Source organism: Gillisia sp. CAL575 (assembly GCF_000403785.1).
Classification (GTDB): Bacteria; Bacteroidota; Bacteroidia; order Flavobacteriales; family Flavobacteriaceae; genus Gillisia.
Genome location: NZ_APHJ01000030.1, coordinates 40,530 through 59,920 on the forward strand (window position 1 = coordinate 40,530; position 19,391 = coordinate 59,920).

16 protein-coding genes are annotated in these 19,391 nt (G+C 35.5%); 5 read left to right on the forward strand and 11 right to left on the reverse strand.

Going from position 1 to position 19,391, the window contains the following annotated elements:
- The first annotated feature begins 49 nt into the window (after nucleotides 1-49).
- Nucleotides 50-1,324 carry an argininosuccinate lyase gene (gene argH, locus I130_RS10895; RefSeq protein WP_034922960.1) on the forward strand — a complete coding sequence of 425 codons (1,275 nt, stop codon included), beginning with the start codon at nucleotides 50-52 and terminating at the stop codon, nucleotides 1,322-1,324.
- 556 nt (nucleotides 1,325-1,880) lie between these two features.
- On the opposite strand, the gene leuB is transcribed toward argH, so the two are convergent.
- The 4 genes from leuB to I130_RS10915 form a co-directional block, all read right to left on the reverse strand.
- Complete coding sequence (gene leuB / locus I130_RS10900) at nucleotides 1,881-2,996, reverse strand: 3-isopropylmalate dehydrogenase (protein WP_034922962.1); 1,116 nt, start codon at nucleotides 2,994-2,996, stop codon at nucleotides 1,881-1,883.
- A 77-nt stretch (nucleotides 2,997-3,073) separates the two neighbouring features.
- Nucleotides 3,074-3,667 (reverse strand): 3-isopropylmalate dehydratase small subunit, encoded by a 594-nt coding sequence (gene leuD / locus I130_RS10905; RefSeq protein WP_034922964.1) that lies wholly within the window; start codon nucleotides 3,665-3,667, stop codon nucleotides 3,074-3,076.
- Nucleotides 3,668-5,050, reverse strand: coding sequence for a 3-isopropylmalate dehydratase large subunit (gene leuC, locus I130_RS10910; protein WP_034922968.1), 1,383 nt, complete (start codon nucleotides 5,048-5,050; stop codon nucleotides 3,668-3,670).
- Nucleotides 5,050-6,222: a 2-isopropylmalate synthase gene (locus I130_RS10915; RefSeq protein WP_051119688.1), complete on the reverse strand. Its 1,173-nt coding sequence runs from the start codon at nucleotides 6,220-6,222 to the stop codon at nucleotides 5,050-5,052. Before I130_RS10915 ends, leuC begins: the two co-directional genes overlap by 1 nt.
- A 146-nt stretch (nucleotides 6,223-6,368) precedes the next feature.
- Here I130_RS10915 and I130_RS10920 point away from each other — a divergent pair, with 146 nt between their 5' ends.
- Nucleotides 6,369-7,919: a hypothetical protein gene (locus I130_RS10920; RefSeq protein ID WP_034922971.1), complete on the forward strand. Its 1,551-nt coding sequence runs from the start codon at nucleotides 6,369-6,371 to the stop codon at nucleotides 7,917-7,919.
- A gap of 45 nt (nucleotides 7,920-7,964) precedes the next feature.
- Here the strand turns inward: I130_RS10920 and I130_RS10925 are convergent, their stop codons facing one another.
- A complete protein-coding gene (locus I130_RS10925) occupies nucleotides 7,965-9,344 on the reverse strand; it encodes an aldehyde dehydrogenase (protein ID WP_034922974.1) in 1,380 nt (459 codons plus the stop codon).
- 202 nt (nucleotides 9,345-9,546) lie between these two features.
- On the opposite strand from I130_RS10925, the gene I130_RS10930 reads away from it, so the two are divergent.
- Nucleotides 9,547-10,386, forward strand: a complete 840-nt coding sequence (locus I130_RS10930) for a DMT family transporter (RefSeq protein ID WP_316928462.1) — start codon at nucleotides 9,547-9,549, stop codon at nucleotides 10,384-10,386.
- Between the two features lie 12 nt (nucleotides 10,387-10,398).
- Here I130_RS10930 and I130_RS10935 read toward each other — a convergent pair whose 3' ends face one another.
- From I130_RS10935 to panB, 3 genes are all read right to left on the reverse strand, one after another.
- Nucleotides 10,399-11,247, reverse strand: coding sequence for a neutral zinc metallopeptidase (locus I130_RS10935; protein ID WP_034922980.1), 849 nt, complete (start codon nucleotides 11,245-11,247; stop codon nucleotides 10,399-10,401).
- Nucleotides 11,248-11,288: 41 nt separating this feature from the next.
- A complete protein-coding gene (locus tag I130_RS10940) occupies nucleotides 11,289-11,996 on the reverse strand; it encodes an RluA family pseudouridine synthase (protein WP_034922983.1) in 708 nt (235 codons plus the stop codon).
- Nucleotides 11,997-12,083: 87 nt separating this feature from the next.
- Entirely contained in the window at nucleotides 12,084-12,902 is an 819-nt protein-coding gene (panB, locus tag I130_RS10945; RefSeq protein ID WP_034922985.1) for a 3-methyl-2-oxobutanoate hydroxymethyltransferase, read from the reverse strand.
- A 63-nt stretch (nucleotides 12,903-12,965) separates the two neighbouring features.
- On the opposite strand from panB, the gene I130_RS10950 reads away from it, so the two are divergent.
- Nucleotides 12,966-13,430 (forward strand): 3-methyl-2-oxobutanoate hydroxymethyltransferase, encoded by a 465-nt coding sequence (locus I130_RS10950; protein WP_034922987.1) that lies wholly within the window; start codon nucleotides 12,966-12,968, stop codon nucleotides 13,428-13,430.
- A gap of 3 nt (nucleotides 13,431-13,433) precedes the next feature.
- Here the strand turns inward: I130_RS10950 and I130_RS10955 are convergent, their stop codons facing one another.
- Complete coding sequence (locus I130_RS10955; RefSeq protein WP_232224055.1) at nucleotides 13,434-14,075, reverse strand: type II CAAX prenyl endopeptidase Rce1 family protein; 642 nt, start codon at nucleotides 14,073-14,075, stop codon at nucleotides 13,434-13,436.
- Nucleotides 14,076-14,176: 101 nt separating this feature from the next.
- A complete protein-coding gene (locus tag I130_RS10960) occupies nucleotides 14,177-15,610 on the reverse strand; it encodes an L-serine ammonia-lyase (RefSeq protein WP_034922990.1) in 1,434 nt (477 codons plus the stop codon).
- Nucleotides 15,611-15,926: 316 nt separating this feature from the next.
- Here I130_RS10960 and dnaK point away from each other — a divergent pair, with 316 nt between their 5' ends.
- On the forward strand, nucleotides 15,927-17,828 hold the full coding sequence (gene dnaK, locus I130_RS10965) for a molecular chaperone DnaK (protein ID WP_034922992.1): 1,902 nt from the start codon (nucleotides 15,927-15,929) through the stop codon (nucleotides 17,826-17,828).
- A gap of 265 nt (nucleotides 17,829-18,093) precedes the next feature.
- On the opposite strand, the gene I130_RS10970 is transcribed toward dnaK, so the two are convergent.
- Nucleotides 18,094-19,374 carry an Nramp family divalent metal transporter gene (locus I130_RS10970; RefSeq protein ID WP_034922994.1) on the reverse strand — a complete coding sequence of 427 codons (1,281 nt, stop codon included), beginning with the start codon at nucleotides 19,372-19,374 and terminating at the stop codon, nucleotides 18,094-18,096.
- Nucleotides 19,375-19,391 lie beyond the last annotated feature (17 nt).

The following is a 19,391-nucleotide window of genomic DNA, read 5'->3' on the forward strand; positions in this document are numbered from 1 at the left end:
AAGGTTTGACTGAAACAGATTCAGTTAGACAAATTTAAATGTAAAGATTATGAAACTCTGGGATAAAGGTATTTCTATAGATAAGAAGATTGAAAAATTTACCGTTGGGAACGATCGGGAATTGGATCTTTTTCTAGCTGAATATGATATTACAGCCTCCAAAGCACATGCTAAAATGCTTGGAAAAATTGAAATTTTAACCTCAGATGAGGTGGAGGATATTTTAGTAGAACTCAACAAACTTCAAACTCAGGTAGCCGATGGCAGTTTTGTGATCGAGGAGGATTTTGAAGATGTGCATTCTAAGATTGAATTTGAACTCACAAAAACTCTGGGAGATACCGGAAAGAAGATTCATACTGCCCGATCCAGGAACGATCAGGTTTTAGTGGCTATGCAGCTTTATTTTAAAGCGAATTTATCAGAGATTTATTCGAAAACTGAAAATCTTATTGATGTACTTTTAGGACTTGCTAAGGAGCATCAGAATAAATTACTTCCGGGTTATACACATCTACAAGTCGCGATGCCATCCTCCTTTGGTTTATGGTTTTCAGCTTATGCCGAAATAATGATAGATGATCTGTATTTGTTGCAGGCAGGACTGAAGATTGTAGATCAAAATCCATTAGGATCTGCGGCTGGTTATGGTTCTTCGTTTCCTATAGACCGGGAATTCACAACAAAGGAATTAGGTTTTAAAACATTAAAATATAATGTGGTTGCAGCTCAAATGAGCCGGGGAAAATGTGAGCGAACGGTAACTTCCAATATTGCTTCACTTGCCAATACGCTTTCAAGATTTTCTATGGACATCTGTTTGTATATGAGTCAGAATTTTGATTTCATCAGCTTTCCGGATGAACTCACCACGGGATCCAGCATTATGCCTCACAAAAAGAATCCGGATGTATTTGAATTGATTAGAGGGAAATGTAACAAACTTCAGGCTATTGCTAATGAAATGATCTTGATCACCAATAATCTTCCTAGTGGTTACCATAGAGATTTTCAGTTAATTAAAGAGAATAGCATTTATGCTGTTGAAAATATCAAAGAAATTTTAGATGTATTCATCCACTCGATCGCACTTATCAAGGTTAAAGATATAGATATGCAGGATGAGAAGTATAAATATCTCTTTACAGTAGATAGTATTAATGATCTGGTAATACAAGGAAAGTCTTTTCGAGAAGCATATAAAGATATAGGAGGGCAGGTTGAAAATGGAACTTATATTCCCGCACATATTAAAAAACATACACATATTGGAAGTAAGGATAATCTGGCACTGGAAGAAATAGCAAAAAAGAAAGGTTTATAATAATTCTAGTAAAAAAGTTATGTAAATCTATTTTTATTTCATGATAGTTATCTCGTCACCCTGAGACGAGTGATAAAATAAATTAACTAGAGTAAGTAATTGACGCATGATGGTTCCTGGCAGATTTATCTTCTTAAGAACTTCTTTTTTGCAAGTGTAGTGCTTCCGCGGCGTAAAATTTTTGAAGCCTTGGAGAAAATTTAGCCGTGGAAGTACGGTTCTAATTATGCGGGAGCATAATTGGAAACACCTACAAAAAAGTGTCCTTTTTTTGGTTCGTTTTTTTGGACACGCAAAAAAATGAACAATCTTTAATAATTGAACAGATCTTTATCGACTGAAAGAAGTGTTCTCCGACTTCTTGGAATTTGTGAATGGTGATTTATTTAAGGGTCTCAATTATTTGTATTGATTTACTTTGTTATGAGATTCTGAAACAAGTTCAGAATGATGTCCTTTATCAGTTTATGATATTTTTCGGACATTCTCAAAAATAAAAACCTCCAAAGACTAACCAAGACAATGGAGGTTTTGCAATCTAGCTAAAAACAAATTATTAAATAATAGTCATCTGACCTAGGTTTAAATTTTCATTATTGATATGATAATTGTCCACCTCGCTTATAAGGCCATCTAAAAAATCTCCTACCTTTTCAGTAGAGTAGTGGTATTCATTATTGATATCCTGCGTACAAATATTAAGCTTAATACTAATTTCTACTGCATCTCTAATAGCTTTTGCTTCTTCGGTTAAGTGGAAATGATCAAGTAACATAGCTGCCGAAAGAATGGCAGCCAATGGATTAGCTATTCCTTTACCGGTTGCTTCTGGATATGATCCATGTATAGGTTCGAATAAGGCATTTTTATTACCAACAGAGGCCGAGGCTAATAATCCAATGCTTCCGGAAATTACACTGGCTTCGTCAGATAAAATATCACCGAATAAATTCTCGGTAAGGATTACATCAAATTGTTTTGGATTTAAAATCAATTGCATGGCTGCGTTATCTACAAACAGAAAATCTAGTTTTATGTCTGGATACTCTTTAGCAATGGCAGTTACTGTTTTTCTCCAAAGTCTGGAAGTTTCTAACACATTTGCTTTATCTACTAAGGTTAGTTTTTTACGGCGTTTTTGAGCTGCTTGAAATGCCAAGTGAGCAATTCTCTCTATTTCCATTACAGAATAGGTGCAAACATCGGTAGCACTTGTACCTGCTTCATTTAAACTTTTCTCACCAAAATAAATCCCCCCGGTTAACTCGCGGTAGATTACCATATCTACTCCCTCAATCCGCTCGCGACGTAATGGGGACATATCTATTAATTTTGAATAGGTGGTTACAGGACGGATATTTGCAAATAACCCCAGTTCCTTTCTCAACCTAAGTAAGCCTTGTTCGGGCCTTATTTTAGCGCTGGGATCATTGTCATATTTTGGATGCCCTATTGCCCCAAATAACACAGCATCAGATGCCTTGCATAAATCTAAGGTGGCTTCCGGTAATGGGTTTTTAAATTGATCTATGGCTGTTGCTCCAACAGCGGCTTCTTCAAAGTGAAAATCATGATCAAATCGATCTGCTATAGATTTTAATATTTTAACTGCTTGCTCTGTTATTTCAGGGCCTATCCCATCTCCGGGTAATACTGCTATTTTTAGTTTCATCTTAAGCTAGTTTTTTCGGGAAATATATTTTTCTTCTCCCAGTTAATTTTAATTCTGATTGTCTCCCGTTAAGACTTTTAGAACTGGAATGTTTTTTCTTCAAATTTTTGAATGGCTTCTTTTCGGCTTACCAAAAAGTCAATATCATCAAAGCCATTTATCAGACAATTTTTCTTATATGGATCTATTTCAAAATTTTCAGCTTCTCCTGTACTTGTAATTTTTATGAGTTGATTTTCCAGATTTACATGAAGTTCTTCTGAAGAATCTGTGTAGATGGCTTTAAAGATTTTTTTAAGAAATCCCGGGCTTACCTGTAAAGGGAGCAACCCATTATTTAATGAATTTCCTTTAAAAATATCGGCGAAATAACTGGAAACAATTACCTTAAACCCATAAGCTTTTAAAGCCCAGGCGGCATGTTCTCTACTAGATCCACATCCAAAATTATTTCCTGCAACCAAAATGGAACCTTTATATTTTTTATTATTTAAATTGAATTTTGAGTTGGGATTTCCATCCTTATCAAACCTCCAATCCCGAAATAAATTCTCTCCAAACCCTTCCCTGTCTGTCGCCTTTAAAAATCTGGCAGGAATAATCTGGTCGGTATCTATATTTTCGATCTCTAATGGAACGGCAGTGTCTGTAAGACTTATAAATTTTTCCATCTAGTTAAAATTTTGAGTGAAATTGGTAATTTTCCCTGCTATAGCTGTTGCAGCCGCTGTAAGTGGACTGGCTAATAGCGTTCTGGAACCTTGGCCTTGCCGGCCTTCAAAATTCCGATTACTTGTGGAAACACAATATTCCCCGGCAGGGATCTTATCGTCGTTCATAGCCAAGCATGCAGAACATCCTGGTTGGCGTAAAGAAAATCCTGCTTCTTCGAAAATATGCTGTAAGCCTTCTGCCTTTATTTGTTCAGCCACTTGCCTGGAACCAGGTACTATAAGTGCATTTACATTTGCTGCTTTTTGTTTTCCTTTAATGTAGTTTGCCACAGTTCGAAAATCTTCAATTCTAGAATTGGTGCAGCTACCAATAAATATATAATTAATAGGTTTGTCGATTAAGAACTCTCCTTCTTTGAATCCCATGTATTCCAATGCTTTTTCATCACTTTTACCTGTATTTTTCGGAATTGAATCACTTAGTTTAATACCCATTCCTGGATTTGTACCATATGTGATCATAGGTTCTATATCGGAGGCATCGATAGAGTATTCTTGATCAAATTCAGCATCATCCTCAGTTTTTAAGGATTTCCAGTAAACTTTCATCATCTCAAAATCTTCTCCTTTAGGAGCAAATTCCTTTCCTTCCAAATAATTAAAGGTAGTTTCGTCTGGGGCTATTAGTCCGCCTCGGGCTCCCATTTCAATACTCATATTACAAACTGTCATTCTGCCTTCCATAGACATCTCCTCAAAAACATTTCCCGCATACTCACAGAAATATCCTGTCCCCGAATTGGTTCCTAATTTGCTGATAATGTATAAAATAACATCTTTGGGAAGCACTCCATCTCGTAATTTTCCATTAACATTTACTCTAAGTTTTTTTGGCTTATCCACTAACAAGCACTGACTCGCAAAAACTTGTGCGACCTGACTGGTTCCTATACCAAAAGCAATGGTTCCAAATGCTCCATGAGTAGAGGTATGGCTATCTCCACAAACAAGGGTCATTCCAGGTTGGGTAATTCCCAACTCCGGTGCCATTACATGTACTATCCCATTATATGGATGCCCTAAGCCGTAAAGTGTTATGTTATTATCTTCACAGTTTTTAGTAAGCTGTTTTAGTTGATTTCTTGACAGAAGATCCTTTATTGGTAAATGCTGATTTTCTGTTGGCGTATTATGATCGGCTGTGGCAACAATTTGCTTAGGCCTTAATATGGAAATACCTCTTTCTTTTAACTCGTTAAATGCCTGAGGACTGGTTACCTCATGGATAAGATGTTTATCTATATATAAAATATCCGGGCCTGCGGGTATAGATTCTACCACGTGCGCATCCCAGATTTTATCAAAAAGTGTTTTTTTCATTAGGCAATAGCTCTGTTTCTTTTTCTGGATAAATCCATTATAATATGAATGTCATTATCTTCGACTTCTTTTGTATGGTCGGCAAAGTTTAAAAACTCAATATAGACGGTGTCTAATTCAAGTTTGGTTAATTCATAGCCCATTTTCTTCGCTCTATACGCCAATGCAGCTCTACCGCTTCTTGCAGTAAGTATAATAGCCGATTCTGTTACACCAACATCTGATGGATTTATAATTTCATAGGTTTCTTTATTCTTTATCATCCCGTCTTGATGAATTCCTGAACTATGCGCAAATGCATTAGCTCCAACAATTGCTTTGTTTGGTTGTACATACATTCCCATTTCCTGAGAAACCATTTTACTGGTACCATATAACAATTTTGAATTAATATTGGTAGTAAGATTTAAACTAGGATGTTGTTTTAAGATCATAACTACTTCCTCTAGGGCTGTATTTCCTGCACGTTCTCCAATCCCGTTGATGGTACATTCAATTTGTCTTGCTCCGTTAACAACACCTGCAATAGCATTTGCAGTAGCCATCCCCAAGTCGTTATGGCAGTGACAAGAAAGTCTTACCCTATGAATCCCTGTTACATTCTCTTTTAAGTATTTAATTTTTTGACCATACTCTTCAGGAAGACAGTATCCTGTAGTGTCTGGAATATTTAAAACTGTAGCTCCGGCTTTAATTGCGGCGGTACAAACTTTTGCAAGAAATTCGTTATCTGTTCTCCCGGCATCTTCAGCATAGAATTCAACATCCTCTACAAAGGTTTTGGAATAGGATACGGCCATAATGGCTCTTTCAATAATCTCCTCTCGTGTAGAATTGAACTTGTATTTTATATGAGAATCTGAAGTTCCGATCCCAGTATGAATTCTTGGGTATTTAGCATATTTTAATGCTTCAGCAGCAACTTCTATATCATTTTTTACAGCACGGGTAAGTCCACAAACTGCAGCATTTTTAATTAATTTTGATATCTCGGTAACCGATTTAAAATCTCCTGGACTGGAAACAGGAAAACCAGCTTCAATCACATCCACTCCAAGTTCATCGAGGCGTGCGGCTATTTTTAATTTTTGAGCTGTATTCAGTTTACAACCAGGCACTTGTTCTCCATCTCTTAATGTTGTGTCAAAAATTTCTACCTTTTCCGTACTCATATCAGATTTATTTTGCTTTATCTTTAACTAATGTAGCAGATACATCTTCAGCTTATAAATTGATATTTCGAGGAATTACGATCATTGATTTAAAATAAGGAAGGCAATTTACTGATAATCAATACATTGAAAACATAATCGTTACAATGACCAACGACTTAACCGACAATCTTTTTACCCTTATTAAGTCCCTTTCCTCCTCCGAAAAAAGGCAGTTTTCATTATATGTTGGGAGAATAGGAGTGAATGCAGATAGTAAATTCCTTAATTTATTTAAGGTTATGGCGAAGCAATCTCAATATAACGAGAAGTTAATCCTTGACCATACCAACATTAGTAAACAACAATTATCTAATGTTAAAGCACACCTGTATAAGCAAATACTTGTTAGTCTTCGATTGAATCCTGCTCATCAAAGTATCCCCGTTCAAATTAGAGAGCAACTGGATTTTGCGCTGATTTTATATAGAAAAGGCTTATATAATCAAAGTTTGAAATTGCTTGATAAAGTAAAGTCGATAGCTTTATATAATGAAGAAAAAAATGTCGCCTATGAAATCCTGGAATGGGAAAAAATAATTGAATCTCAATATATCACCCGCAGTATTCAAAACAGGGCGGAGAGTTTAATAAAACAAACCGAACAACTTAGTAGGTTGAATGTTTTGGCAAGTAGATTGTCCAATCTATCACTACAATTATATGGGATATTATTGAAAATGGGTTATGCTCGTACTGAAGAGGAGACTACTGGTATCAGGGAAATTTTTCAAAAAAACATGCCGGAATATAGATATGATGAAATGGGGTTTCGAGAAAAACTCTTGCTTTACAAAGCATTTTTGTGGTATAGTTTTTTAACCCAGAATTTTTTATCAAGTTATCGTTACTCCTTAAAATGGATAGACTTATTCAATGAAAATCCACATATGGTATCTCTTCATCCGGTATCTTATCTTAAAGGTAATCATTACTTATTGGAATCATTGTTTTTTCTGAACCATGTGGAAATTTTTGAAAAAGTTCTTTTAAACTTGGAGGCTACAATAAAAGACCCTAAGATTCCAGATGATGATAATATCGCGGCACTTTCCTTTTTATATATCTACTCAAATAAATTGAATTTAAAGTTTATGAAGGGTGATTTTGGAGGAGGGGAATTATTGATAGATAAAATTCAGAAGAAAATAAAGAAATATGAGGATAGGTTGGATGGGCATCATATCATGGTATTTTATTATAAAATAGCAAGTTTGCATTTTGGGAATGGGGAAAATAAAAAATGTATTGAATTTTTGAAGAAAATTATAAATAATACCTCTCTCGAAATGCGAGAAGATTTAATGTGCTTTTCAAGAATATTAAACCTTGTAGCACATTATGAAGCTGGATTGGATTATCATTTGGAAAGATTAATACGCTCTACGTATAAATTTTTAATTCGCATGAATGATATGCATGAAGTGCAGAAAGAGATGATTAAATTTTTAAGAAAGCTGCCAGATGTTTCTCCTTTAAATATTAAAGAGGAATTTAGGAATCTCCATACTATATTAAAACAATATGAAAACCACCCCTATGAAAGAAGGGCCTTTTTATACCTAGACATTCTGTCGTGGCTGGAAAGTAAGATTGAAAACAGGGCAGTAGCAGATATTATAGAAGAAAAAACCTCCTTGCGCCCTCGTAATATTTAAAGAATTTGAACGCTTGAGTACGTTTATTCTATAAAAAGAAGAATATTAAAACTTCTTCATAATCTTACCTATTAAACTGACTTTATCACCGTAAGGTGCATATCTAAGAGGAACATCTAACCATGTCCCTCTTTTTGTTATACTCTTTTTATGAGAAAATGTATCGAAAGAATGTTTGCCATGATAAGCTCCGTTTCCACTACTTCCAACACCTCCGAATGGCAGATTTTTATTAACCACCTGTATCACCACATCGTTAATTGCACCGCCACCAAAACTGTAAGATTTTAATATTTTTTCTGAAAAACTCTTATCTTCAGAAAACACATATAAGGCAAGAGGCTTGGAATAGTTGTCTATAATATTTGCCATATTCTCTTCGGAAGAAAAACTTAAAACTGGAAGAATAGGTCCAAAAATTTCATCTTCCATCACCTTGCTAGTTAGGGCAGGTTCATCTATTAAAGTAGGAGCTATATATAATTGTTCCTTATCTAGCTCTCCTCCAATTGGACACTTTTCACCCTCGAGCATTGCTGCTAATCTATAAAAGTTCTTTTCGTTGATTATTCGTGCATAATCAGGCGAATCTTTAGGATTAGCTCCGTAAGCTGCTACGATCTCCTTTTGAATTGCATCTATAAATTCCTTTTTTATAGATGAATCGACAAGGATATAATCTGGCGCAATGCAGGTTTGGCCTCCGTTTAAAAATTTCCCCCAAACAATTCGCTTTGCTGCAAGTTGCACTTTTGCCGATTTATGTATAATACATGGGTTTTTACCACCTAACTCTAAGGTGGAAGGAGTGAGGTGAGGCGCAATTGCTTTTGCTACTATTTTCCCAACAGGAACACTTCCTGTAAAGAATACATAATCCCATTTTTCTTCTAATAAGGCTTCAGAAACAGGGACTCCTCCTTGTACTACAGCGAGCATTTCTTTAGGAAATACTATTTCTAAAATATCTGCTAATATTTGAGAGGTGTTTAATGCTAATTCACTGGGTTTTAAGACTACGGTGTTTCCTGCAGCAACGGCCCCCATTATTGGGGAGATCGCCAACTGAAAAGGATAATTCCACGGAGCAATAATTAAACAAGCACCATAAGGTTCAGAATAAATATAATCTGAAGAAGGGAAATTTATTAAAGAGCTTGAAACTTTTTTAGGTTTAGACCAACTTTTCAGATTTTTAATTACATGATCAAGTTCGCTAATGATAAAAGCAGTTTCGCTTAAAACACTTTCAAACTTAGGTTTTTTGAAATCCTGAAAGAGGGCATCGCATATTTCAGTTTCGTGCTCTTCAATAACCGATCTAAGCAATTTTAATTTTTCAATTCTTAAAGCAACTTCTTTAGTCTTCCCTTCTTTAAAGAAAAATTTTTGGGAGGCTAATAAATCACTGATTTTGTTATGCATTTTAATATTAATTAAGGAAATGACCAATAAGGACAAATACAATGGAATATAAGTATTCTATTCAAATTTTCACTTTGTTTTTTTAATATTAATCCTGTACAATTAAAGAAAGTTCCTCTAGAATTTGCAATTTGCTCCATATTTAAAAAATTTGGCTGAAAAGAACTTACAATACTCGAAAATACTAGAACTTAATCTCGCTGTGCTTTTTATTAGCACCTCGGGAGTTTTGGGAAGATATATAACCTTAAACCCCTTCGTAACTATATTTTATAGAACGTTATTAGCGGCAATACTATTTTATATTTTTTGCAGATTTAAAAAATTAGATCTAAGGATTTCCAATAAAAGGGATGTACTAAAAACAGTGTTATCCGGGTTATTGATGGCTGGTCATTGGGTAGCTTACTTTTTTGCACTTAAATATTCTAATGTTGCAATTGGGATCCTTTCGCTTTTTACATATCCGGTAATTACTGTTTTTTTGGAGCCTTTACTATTAAAAACCAAATTTAGTAAAAGTCATTTGGCATTAGGCTTATTAGTGTTGTTCGGAATTTATTTTTTGGTGCCGGAGATCAGCTTTCAAAATAATTATACCATCGCTGTACTGCTGGGGATATTATCCGGAGTATTTTATGCGCTCCGAAATATTTTAATGAAACAGGAAATTGAAAAATATAATGGTTCTGTATTGATGATGTATCAGATTGTGGTTGTGGCGGTGGTGTTATCACCAGTATTATTTTTCAGCGATTTTAATGATGTGATTTTACAATGGGCGCCTCTTTTAACCCTTGCCATTGTAACAACCTGCATAGGTCATACACTTTTCTTGCTAAGTCTAAGAAATTTTTCAACTACCGCGGCCAGCATAATGAGCAGCGCACAACCTTTATATGCTATAATTTTAGGGATATTATTTCTTCAAGAATATCCTTCATTAAAAACGATTATTGGTGGTACGCTAATTATTAGCGCCGTAATTATAGAGAGTATCAGATCCCTTCGGAAAAATTCAGCAGTCGAAGGGATCGATTAAATTATATGTAGATTAATTAAGTCTGCCATTAAAAGTATCACCCTGTCTGATATCCCCAGAGTTATAGCCTCTCATAAACCAATCCATTCGTTGTTTAGACGTTCCGTGGGTAAAAGCATCTGGAACCACCCTCCCAGAAGTACGCTTTTGGATAGCATCGTCTCCTACAGCACTTGCAGCACTCATAGCTTCTTGAATATCACCTTGTTCTAAGTATTTCTTATTATGATTAGCCCAAACACCTGCATAAAAATCGGCTTGTAATTCCAATGCTACAGACAATTCATTAGCTGCAGCTTGACTTCTACCTTGTTGCAACTGCCTAACTTTTCCAGAAGTTCCTAAAACTGTCTGAACATGATGTCCTACCTCATGTGCGATCACATAGGCAATGGCGAAATCTCCTCCTTGAGCTCCAAAACGTGTTTTTAATTCATCGAAAAAAGATAAGTCCATATAGACCTTTTGATCTGCAGGACAATAGAATGGTCCAGATGCTGCTGAAGCTCCACCGCATGCAGTTCTTACCCCATCTGTAAAAAGGACCAAACCTGGTTCTTGATAGTTCATATTGTTTTCAGAAAATATTTCATTCCAAATATCTTCGGTATCAACTAGAACCGCATTAATAAATTTTCTGGATTCTATTTCTTCTGCAGTTAACTCTCTACTTTCTCCAGAAGATGTTTGTGTTTGAGATTCTAATTGCTGTAAGGTTTCTGAAATATCGCCGCCAGAGAAGAGCTGGATTGCAAGAAAAATTAATCCAATTATTCCTCCACCAACAGCTACTTTCCCTCCTGTAGAGGAGCCTCTACGATCCTCTAAATTGCCACTCTGACGTCTACCTTGCCATTTCATACTTTTTTATTTTAAAAGTAATAATTTTAATGTTAAGCTATTTATAAAATATTCACAGCATTCCAAATTGGATCGTTCGGTAATGGGGCAACTAGGTTTAATTCCAGATCTTTCACTGGATGTTTAAAAGATAATTTACGGGCATGCAGGGATATGCTAGCGTCTTTATTACTCCTGTCAAATCCATATTTAAGGTCTCCTTTAATTGGAGACCCTATAGCAGATAATTGACTTCTAATTTGATGATGTCTTCCTGTATGCAATGCAATTTCTAAAAGAAAATAATTGTCTAATTTCTGGATGATTTTATAATCTAAAATGGCTTTTTTGCTCTCTGGCACTTCTTTAATATGAGCGTAAGATTTATTTTGTTTTGGATTTCTCTTTAGATAATGTGTAAGTGTATCTTCTACCTTTGGAGGCATAATTTTCACAAGTGCCCAATAGGTTTTTTGTGCATCTCTATCCTTAAAAAGTTGATTTAGCCTAGGCAAGGCTTTAGATGTCCTTGCAAAAACAACAATCCCACTGGTAGGTCTGTCTATTCGATGTACAACTCCTAAATAGACATTTCCCGGTTTGTTATACTTGTCTTTCAAATAATCCTTTACAACTTCGCTAAGAGGAATGTCCCCCGTTTTATCTCCTTGAACAATATCTCCTGGTCTTTTATTAATTGCTATAAGATGATTATCTTCATACAAGACTTGCAGGTTATGCTTGTTGGAAAGAATTTTTTCTGAATTCAAATTCTGATAATTATAGTTTATTATTGAGCTTTGCGATAAAAACTAAGTACATCTTTTACTTTAAGAAATTATATCTTGAAATAAGATTTAATACTGCTCTTCATCTGTTGGGAAGCTTTTGCTCTTTACATCGTTTTTATAGCTTTCAAAAGCTTTAGTCATTTCTCCATGAAGATCTGCATAACGACGTAAAAATCTAGGATTGAATTCGTGGTTCATTCCTAGCATATCATGAGTCACTAAAACCTGTCCATCTACACCATTTCCTGCACCTATACCAATAACTGGAATGCTCACACTTTCTGCCACTTCTTTAGCTAGTTTTGCCGGCACTTTTTCTAGCACCATTGCAAAACAACCTAATTTCTCTAATAAAAGGGCATCTTCTTTTAATTTTTCAGCTTCCAGATCTTCCTTTGCACGTACTGTATACGTTCCAAATTTATATATAGATTGTGGAGTAAGTCCTAAATGACCCATTACCGGAATTCCTGCATTTAATATTTTTTTAATAGATTCCTTTATTTCTTTTCCACCTTCCATCTTCACTGCGTGTCCACCACTTTCTTTCATAATTCTAATAGAAGATCTAAGAGCTTCTTTTGGATCACTTTGGTAACTACCAAAAGGAAGATCTACAACTACTAAAGAGCGTTCTATCCCTCTTATCACACTAGCAGCATGGTAGATCATTTGATCTAAAGTAATAGGAAGTGTAGTTTCATGACCTGCCATTACATTACTGGCAGAATCTCCAACTAATATCACATCTATTCCTGCTCCGTCTACAATTTGAGCCATGGTATAATCATATGCCGTAAGCATAGCGATCTTTTCTCCATTGGCTTTCATTTCCACCAACGATTTAACTGTAATCCTTTTGTATTGTTTCTTGGCAACTGACATTAGCTCATTTTTTTAGATGAGTAAAAGTAGTAAATTAGTAGACCACATTCAAAACTTAGAATTATGAAGGTTGATTTATGTATTCTGTTATTTTTAGTTGGAATTGTAAGCCATTCTCAAGAAACGATAGATGAAGTTTCTGTAAAGACCTCTGTAGAAGATTTTTTTAAAGCTTTTCATAAACAAGATACTACTGCTCTTAGAATTATGGTTCATCCAACCATACAAATGCAATCAATAAGTATAAAGGTAGATGCAGAGCCGAAATTGATTACCGAGGAATATGGAAACTTTTTAAAAGCCATTTATGCAATCCCTAAGACAACAAAATTTAAGGAGGAGATCCATTCTTTTAAAATCCAAGTAGATGGTCCAATGGCAAATGTTTCTACACCGTATTCCTTTTATGTAAATGATGAACTAAGCCATTGTGGAGTAAATACCTTCCAATTGTTTAAGGAAAAAGGGATCTGGAAGATTATTTATATTATAGATACTAGAACTAAGAAAGGCTGTGAGCCAATATAGTTTCTAGAATAACTTAGGAAGGAGAAACACCAGTACGGTTGCATTATTCATAGCATGCATAGCAATAGGCCAGGCCATACTTTTATTTTCAATCTTTACTTTTCCAAAATAAAATCCGGCAATAATTCTTGGAACTATCATTAAGAATAATAGAAAATTGATGTGAAAACCATCCACATAATTGGAAATATGTACCAAACCAAAAATAATAGAGGTGATCACCCAAATGGATATATAATTTCTACGCAAAAAACTACATGCTTTAAATTGTATTTCTCTTGGGATTAATTCTTTCAGAAAAAAATAGATCAAGGTAATAAAGAGTAATAGGAAACCAAATTTTATTGCCCAGTGCACATCTATTGGAATAAAGATAGCAGTCAACATGAGAATCCAGCTGCAAAGAAAAAAGATAAACTCATTTGGAGAAGGTTTTATAAGTGTTCTAAACATTCCCTCCTCCATAACTGGCGCTATAATAACAGCCAAAAGCACAAATTTCCATGGGTTTTTATCCATCAATTCATTGAGATCTGATTGCTGATATTTTAAAATATCTAGATCTGGAAAAACAACTTGAAGTATTCCTAAAAGAGTAAAAAACACGAAGTAAGAGCCCAACATCCAGCCATAATTCCGGAGCAAATTTTTAATTTTGAATAAGGTGATATGGCTTGGTTTAAACAATATTATAGTAGCTAGTTGAATTTAAAGTTAAGATAATTTAGCAATAGTCGCTTTGTAACCTAGCAATCGCTTAAACTCACTCTTACTGCCAATCCTCCTTCTGAGGTTTCTTTATATTTAGAATTCATGTCTTTCGCGGTATCCCACATGGTTTCTATCACTTTATCTAGCGGTACTTTTGCTTTTGAAGCATCACTGTCCATAGCAATTTCTGCTGCATTAATGGCTTTAATTGCTCCCATTGCATTACGTTCTATACAAGGTATTTGTACCAATCCACCAATTGGATCGCAGGTAAGACCAAGATGATGTTCCATTGCTATTTCACTGGCCATTAGAACTTGGGCAGGTGTTCCTCCCATAGCCTCTGTTAAGGCGCCAGCCGCCATTGCAGAAGACACTCCAATTTCTGCCTGACAGCCACCCATAGCGGCAGATATGGTGGCTCCCTTTTTAAATAAACTTCCAATTTCTCCGGCGACCAACATAAAGCGTTTTACATCTTCAAAAGTGGCATTATGGTTTTCTATTACCATATAATACATGAGCACGGCAGGAACAGTTCCTGCGCTCCCATTGGTAGGAGCTGTTACAACTCGTCCTAAAGAAGCATTTACCTCATTCACACTAATTGCAAAACAACTTACCCACTTAAGGATCTGTCTAAATTTAACCTCAGTATTTCGGATGGTTTCCAGCCATTCTTGTGGAGAATTATATGTTGCTTCTCCTAACAAACCTTTGTTCATATCGAAAGCACGGCGATGCACATTGAGTCCGCCGGGTAAAGTGCCTTCTGTATGACAACCTATATACATAGATTCCAGCATTACATCCCAAATCTCTTTTAATCCCTGATGAATTTCTTCTGGAGATCGCAGGGATTTCTCATTTTCCATTACAATTTCTGAAATGCATTTATTTTCTGCATTACAGTAAGCAAGAAGCTCTGTAGCTTTTTCTATTTGAAAAGGAAATTCTTGAAAACTCTTCATTTTTTTTGAAGCATTTTTTCGTTCTTCTTTCACTACAAAACCTCCACCTATAGAATAGTATGAAGTGGAGATTTTTTTTCCATTTCTTAAGATTGCTCTAAAAGTAAGACCGTTAGGATGAAAAGGCAGGAATTTTTTGTTGAATTTTATTTGAGTCTCCGGGTCAAAATGAATAGCGTTTTCACCATTTAATATTATAGACTTAGTAGTTCTAATGCTAAAGATTTCTGGATCTATTTGTTCTATTTCCATTTTAACAGGATCTAATCCTGCCAGACCTAACATAACTGCAAGATCTGTAGCATGTCCTTTTCCTGTAAGCGAAAGCGAACCATATAGATCTATATGAACCGAATCTACCTCATCAAAGCACTTTTTCTCCTTGAGTTCCTGGATCCATCTTTGTGCTGCACGCCATGGTCCTAAGGTGTGAGAACTTGAAGGGCCAACTCCAATCTTCAACATATCAAACACACTAATACATTCTATTTTTCGCATTCTAGTCCAAAATTTACACGCAAAAATAGGGATTTGTTAGTCTAAGGCTTCATTTTTCTGAATTTGTTATTAAGAATTAGTTAGTATTTGTTTTTGCATTAGGGATTGCAGCGATATCCTTTTGATTATTGTTTGGAAATTAAAAGATTTAGCGGAAAGCCCGACAGCTTTATTACGCTTGTTTGAGGCGTAATGAAGGTGGAATGCCAATAGTATAATTAATTATGACAACCTGTCAGAACTAAACCGCTGGCATAATGATTGACTATTTGTGTTTGTGAAATTGAATATATAAAATTTAAATACGTATACTGTTATGAGTAAAATAATTGGAATTGACTTAGGTACTACTAACTCCTGTGTATCTGTAATGGAAGGTAGCGAGCCTGTGGTAATCCCTAACGCTGAGGGAAAAAGAACAACTCCTTCTGTAATTGCATTTGTAGAAGGTGGTGAGATTAAAGTTGGAGATCCTGCAAAACGTCAGGCTGTTACAAACCCAACAAAAACTATATCTTCTATAAAGAGATTTATGGGGAACAAATATTCTGAATCTTCTAAGGAAGCAGGAAGAGTTCCTTACAAAGTAATTAAAGGAGATAATGATACTGCAAGAGTAGATATTGATGGAAGAATGTATACTCCTCAAGAATTATCTGCAATGATTTTGCAAAAAATGAAGAAAACAGCTGAAGACTACCTTGGACACGAGGTGACTGAAGCGGTTATTACTGTTCCTGCATATTTTAACGATTCTCAACGTCATGCAACTAAAGAAGCTGGTGAGATCGCAGGACTTAAAGTGAGAAGAATTATAAACGAGCCTACTGCTGCGGCATTGGCTTACGGATTAGACAAAAAATCTATCGACCAAAAGATCGCTGTTTATGATCTTGGGGGTGGTACTTTTGATATCTCTATCCTTGAATTAGGTGATGGTGTTTTTGAAGTATTGTCTACAAATGGTGATACTCACTTAGGTGGGGATGATTTTGACCAGGTGATCATTGATTTCCTTGCAGAATCTTTTATAAAAGCGGAAGACATCGATCTTAGAAAAGATCCTATGGCTTTACAACGTTTAAAAGAAGCTGCTGAAAAAGCGAAGATCGAATTATCTTCTTCTACACAAACAGAGATCAATTTACCATATGTTACTGCTACTGCAAGTGGACCAAAACACCTGGTTGAGACTTTAACAAGATCTAAGTTTGAGCAATTAGCTCATGAGCTTGTAACTCGTTCTATGGATCCTGTGAAGAAAGCATTAAGTGATGCAGGTCTTTCTGTAAGTGATATCGACGAAGTTATTTTAGTAGGTGGTTCTACTCGTATTCCTAAAATTCAGGAAGAAGTTGAAGCATTTTTCAAAAAGAAACCTTCTAAAGGAGTTAACCCAGATGAGGTTGTTGCAATTGGAGCAGCTATTCAAGGTGGTGTATTAACAGGAGATGTAAAAGATGTATTGTTACTAGATGTAACTCCTCTTTCTCTTGGTATTGAAACTATGGGTGGTGTATTGACTAAATTAATCGAGTCTAACACAACTATTCCAACTAAGAAATCTCAGGTATTCTCTACAGCATCAGATAATCAACCATCGGTTGAGATCCATGTATTGCAAGGAGAACGTCCTATGGCGACAGATAATAAAACCATTGGTAGATTCCATTTAGATGGAATTCCACCAGCACAAAGAGGAACTCCACAAATTGAAGTGACTTTTGATATTGATGCGAATGGTATTATTAAAGTAAGTGCTACAGATAAAGCAACTAACAAAACTCAGGATATTAGAATTGAAGCTTCTTCTGGATTAACAGAAGAGGAGATCCAAAAGATGAAGCAGGATGCTGAAGCAAATGCTGAATCTGATAAGAAGACTAAAGAGAGAGTAGACAAGTTGAATGAGGCTGATGGAATGATTTTTCAAACTGAAAAGCAATTGAAAGAATTTGGTGATAAAATATCTGAGGATAAGAAGAAGCCAGTTGAAGATGCTTTAGAAGAATTGAAGAAAGCTTACGAGACTCAAGAGATTGAAACTATTACTCCAGCATTGGACAAATTGAATGAAGCATGGAAAACAGCTTCAGAAGAAATGTACAAAGCACAAGCTGAAGGTCAAGGTGCAAACGGAGCTCCAGGAGCAGATGATGCTAAGGATTCTAAGGAAGCAGATGATGTTGAAGATGTAGACTTCGAAGAAGTAAAATAAGCATCTAAATTATAGATCTTGTTTATAAGATCAAACTAAAAGATCCCGATGAAAATCGGGATCTTTTTTTGTTTTGGTTTTTATTACAATAGTAATTAATAAAAATAATTTTAGGGTTGAAATATTTCATACGCTCATCCCCTCCTAAATCCCTGCCGTCCAGCAGGCGGGCTCCCCATAAGGGAGGACTTTAAAACAATGTTTGCTCCCTTCCCTTCGGGAAGGGCTGGGGATGGGATGAGTTTAAAAAATTATTCCTCAAGAATTACATAAATATTATATAATAGAGATATACAAAAGTGAAGATCACTAAAATACCAAAGCAGAACAGGCTAAATATTCTATAAGCCTTGCTTGGTTGATCTTCCTTTTTTAGATGATTTCCTGTAACTAGTTTATAATTGAACCAAGCCAAGAATGGAGCTGATAGAAAGGAGAGTCCGGTTGCGAAATCGATTAGAAATATAAAGGACCGTGATAAGAAGAAAAGGATACATAAAGAGAGAATTGGTATCACAAAAATTCCAATTTTATAATCTTTCCATTTTTTCTTTTCGTTTTGAATCTTCTTAGTTTCCGGATTTAATAATTCTGATATCACCCTTGGGTATGCATCTGTAACTGTTAAAGTAGTACTTAATAAGGCAATAAAAGCTGCAATGGAGATAATTGGAGTGCTCCATGATCCTAATGTTTTTCCGTACAGAGCTACAAGTTGAGAAGAGAATTCAACTGAATTTGAGGAAAAGGATGTGCCACTACCAAACATGACTAATGCACCTAGAGTTAGGAATAATAAACCAATAAAAGATGCCGCAAGATACCCAATATTAAAGTCGGTAAAAGCTTCCTTTATACTTGGCTTATGATTGGTTTGCTTTGCTTTTTCTCGTGTCCAGATAGAATGCCAAATGGATGCATCTATTGGAATCGGCATCCAACCCATAAACGCAATTATAAACCCTACACTTGCAGTAGTCCATAAAGAGGGAATTGGCGTATTTAGGGTTTTAGTGATTGTTCCAGCACTTAAGGCCATTATTACTGCAGCTAATGTTGCTATAGTAAGGAAGCTAACAATGATTTTCATGCTTTTATCCAATCCGGGATATTTCCCAATGAGTAATAGCGATATGCAAAATATGGTGATTATTAAACTCCAAATAAAAGGAGACCATCCTATATTGAAAAGACGCTCGGCTAATCCTGCAGTTACTATTGTTACTGCTGCTTGAATTATAAACATAGTACCTACAGTAAAGACAATAAATGCCCAATGCGGGAATATGCCCAATTTTTTGTATCCAGTGATCAGGTGATTTCCGGTGGCAGCTGCATATCGTGGCCCGAATTCCATAAAAGGATATTTGGTGACACATGCCAATACCAATGCCCAAACAAGAATAAATCCATAATCGGCACCAGCGCGTGTAGATTGTACTAAATGAGAGACTCCAATGGCGGCACCCGCAAGCAAAAATCCTGGGCCAAGACTTTTTAATAAGGAGCTTTTAGATTTTTTTTCGCTTGTCTTTTTTGCTTTCATTAAAAAAATATTAGGGG

Bases quoted from the DNA above. Each gene is read 5' to 3' on its own strand.
- I130_RS10925 (WP_034922974.1), bottom strand. From the start codon at position 9,344: ATGCATAACAAAATCAGTGATTTATTAGCCTCCCAAAAATTTTTCTTT.
- leuC (WP_034922968.1), bottom strand. From the start codon at position 5,050: ATGAAAAAAACACTTTTTGATAAAATCTGGGATGCGCACGTGGTAGAA.
- I130_RS10970 (WP_034922994.1), bottom strand. From the start codon at position 19,374: ATGAAAGCAAAAAAGACAAGCGAAAAAAAATCTAAAAGCTCCTTATTA.
- argH (WP_034922960.1), top strand. From the start codon at position 50: ATGAAACTCTGGGATAAAGGTATTTCTATAGATAAGAAGATTGAAAAA.
- leuD (WP_034922964.1), bottom strand. From the start codon at position 3,667: ATGGAAAAATTTATAAGTCTTACAGACACTGCCGTTCCATTAGAGATC.
- I130_RS10920 (WP_034922971.1), top strand. From the start codon at position 6,369: ATGACCAACGACTTAACCGACAATCTTTTTACCCTTATTAAGTCCCTT.
- panB (WP_034922985.1), bottom strand. From the start codon at position 12,902: ATGTCAGTTGCCAAGAAACAATACAAAAGGATTACAGTTAAATCGTTG.
- I130_RS10915 (WP_051119688.1), bottom strand. From the start codon at position 6,222: ATGAGTACGGAAAAGGTAGAAATTTTTGACACAACATTAAGAGATGGA.
- dnaK (WP_034922992.1), top strand. From the start codon at position 15,927: ATGAGTAAAATAATTGGAATTGACTTAGGTACTACTAACTCCTGTGTA.
- I130_RS10960 (WP_034922990.1), bottom strand. From the start codon at position 15,610: ATGCGAAAAATAGAATGTATTAGTGTGTTTGATATGTTGAAGATTGGA.
- I130_RS10935 (WP_034922980.1), bottom strand. From the start codon at position 11,247: ATGAAATGGCAAGGTAGACGTCAGAGTGGCAATTTAGAGGATCGTAGA.
- I130_RS10950 (WP_034922987.1), top strand. From the start codon at position 12,966: ATGAAGGTTGATTTATGTATTCTGTTATTTTTAGTTGGAATTGTAAGC.
- leuB (WP_034922962.1), bottom strand. From the start codon at position 2,996: ATGAAACTAAAAATAGCAGTATTACCCGGAGATGGGATAGGCCCTGAA.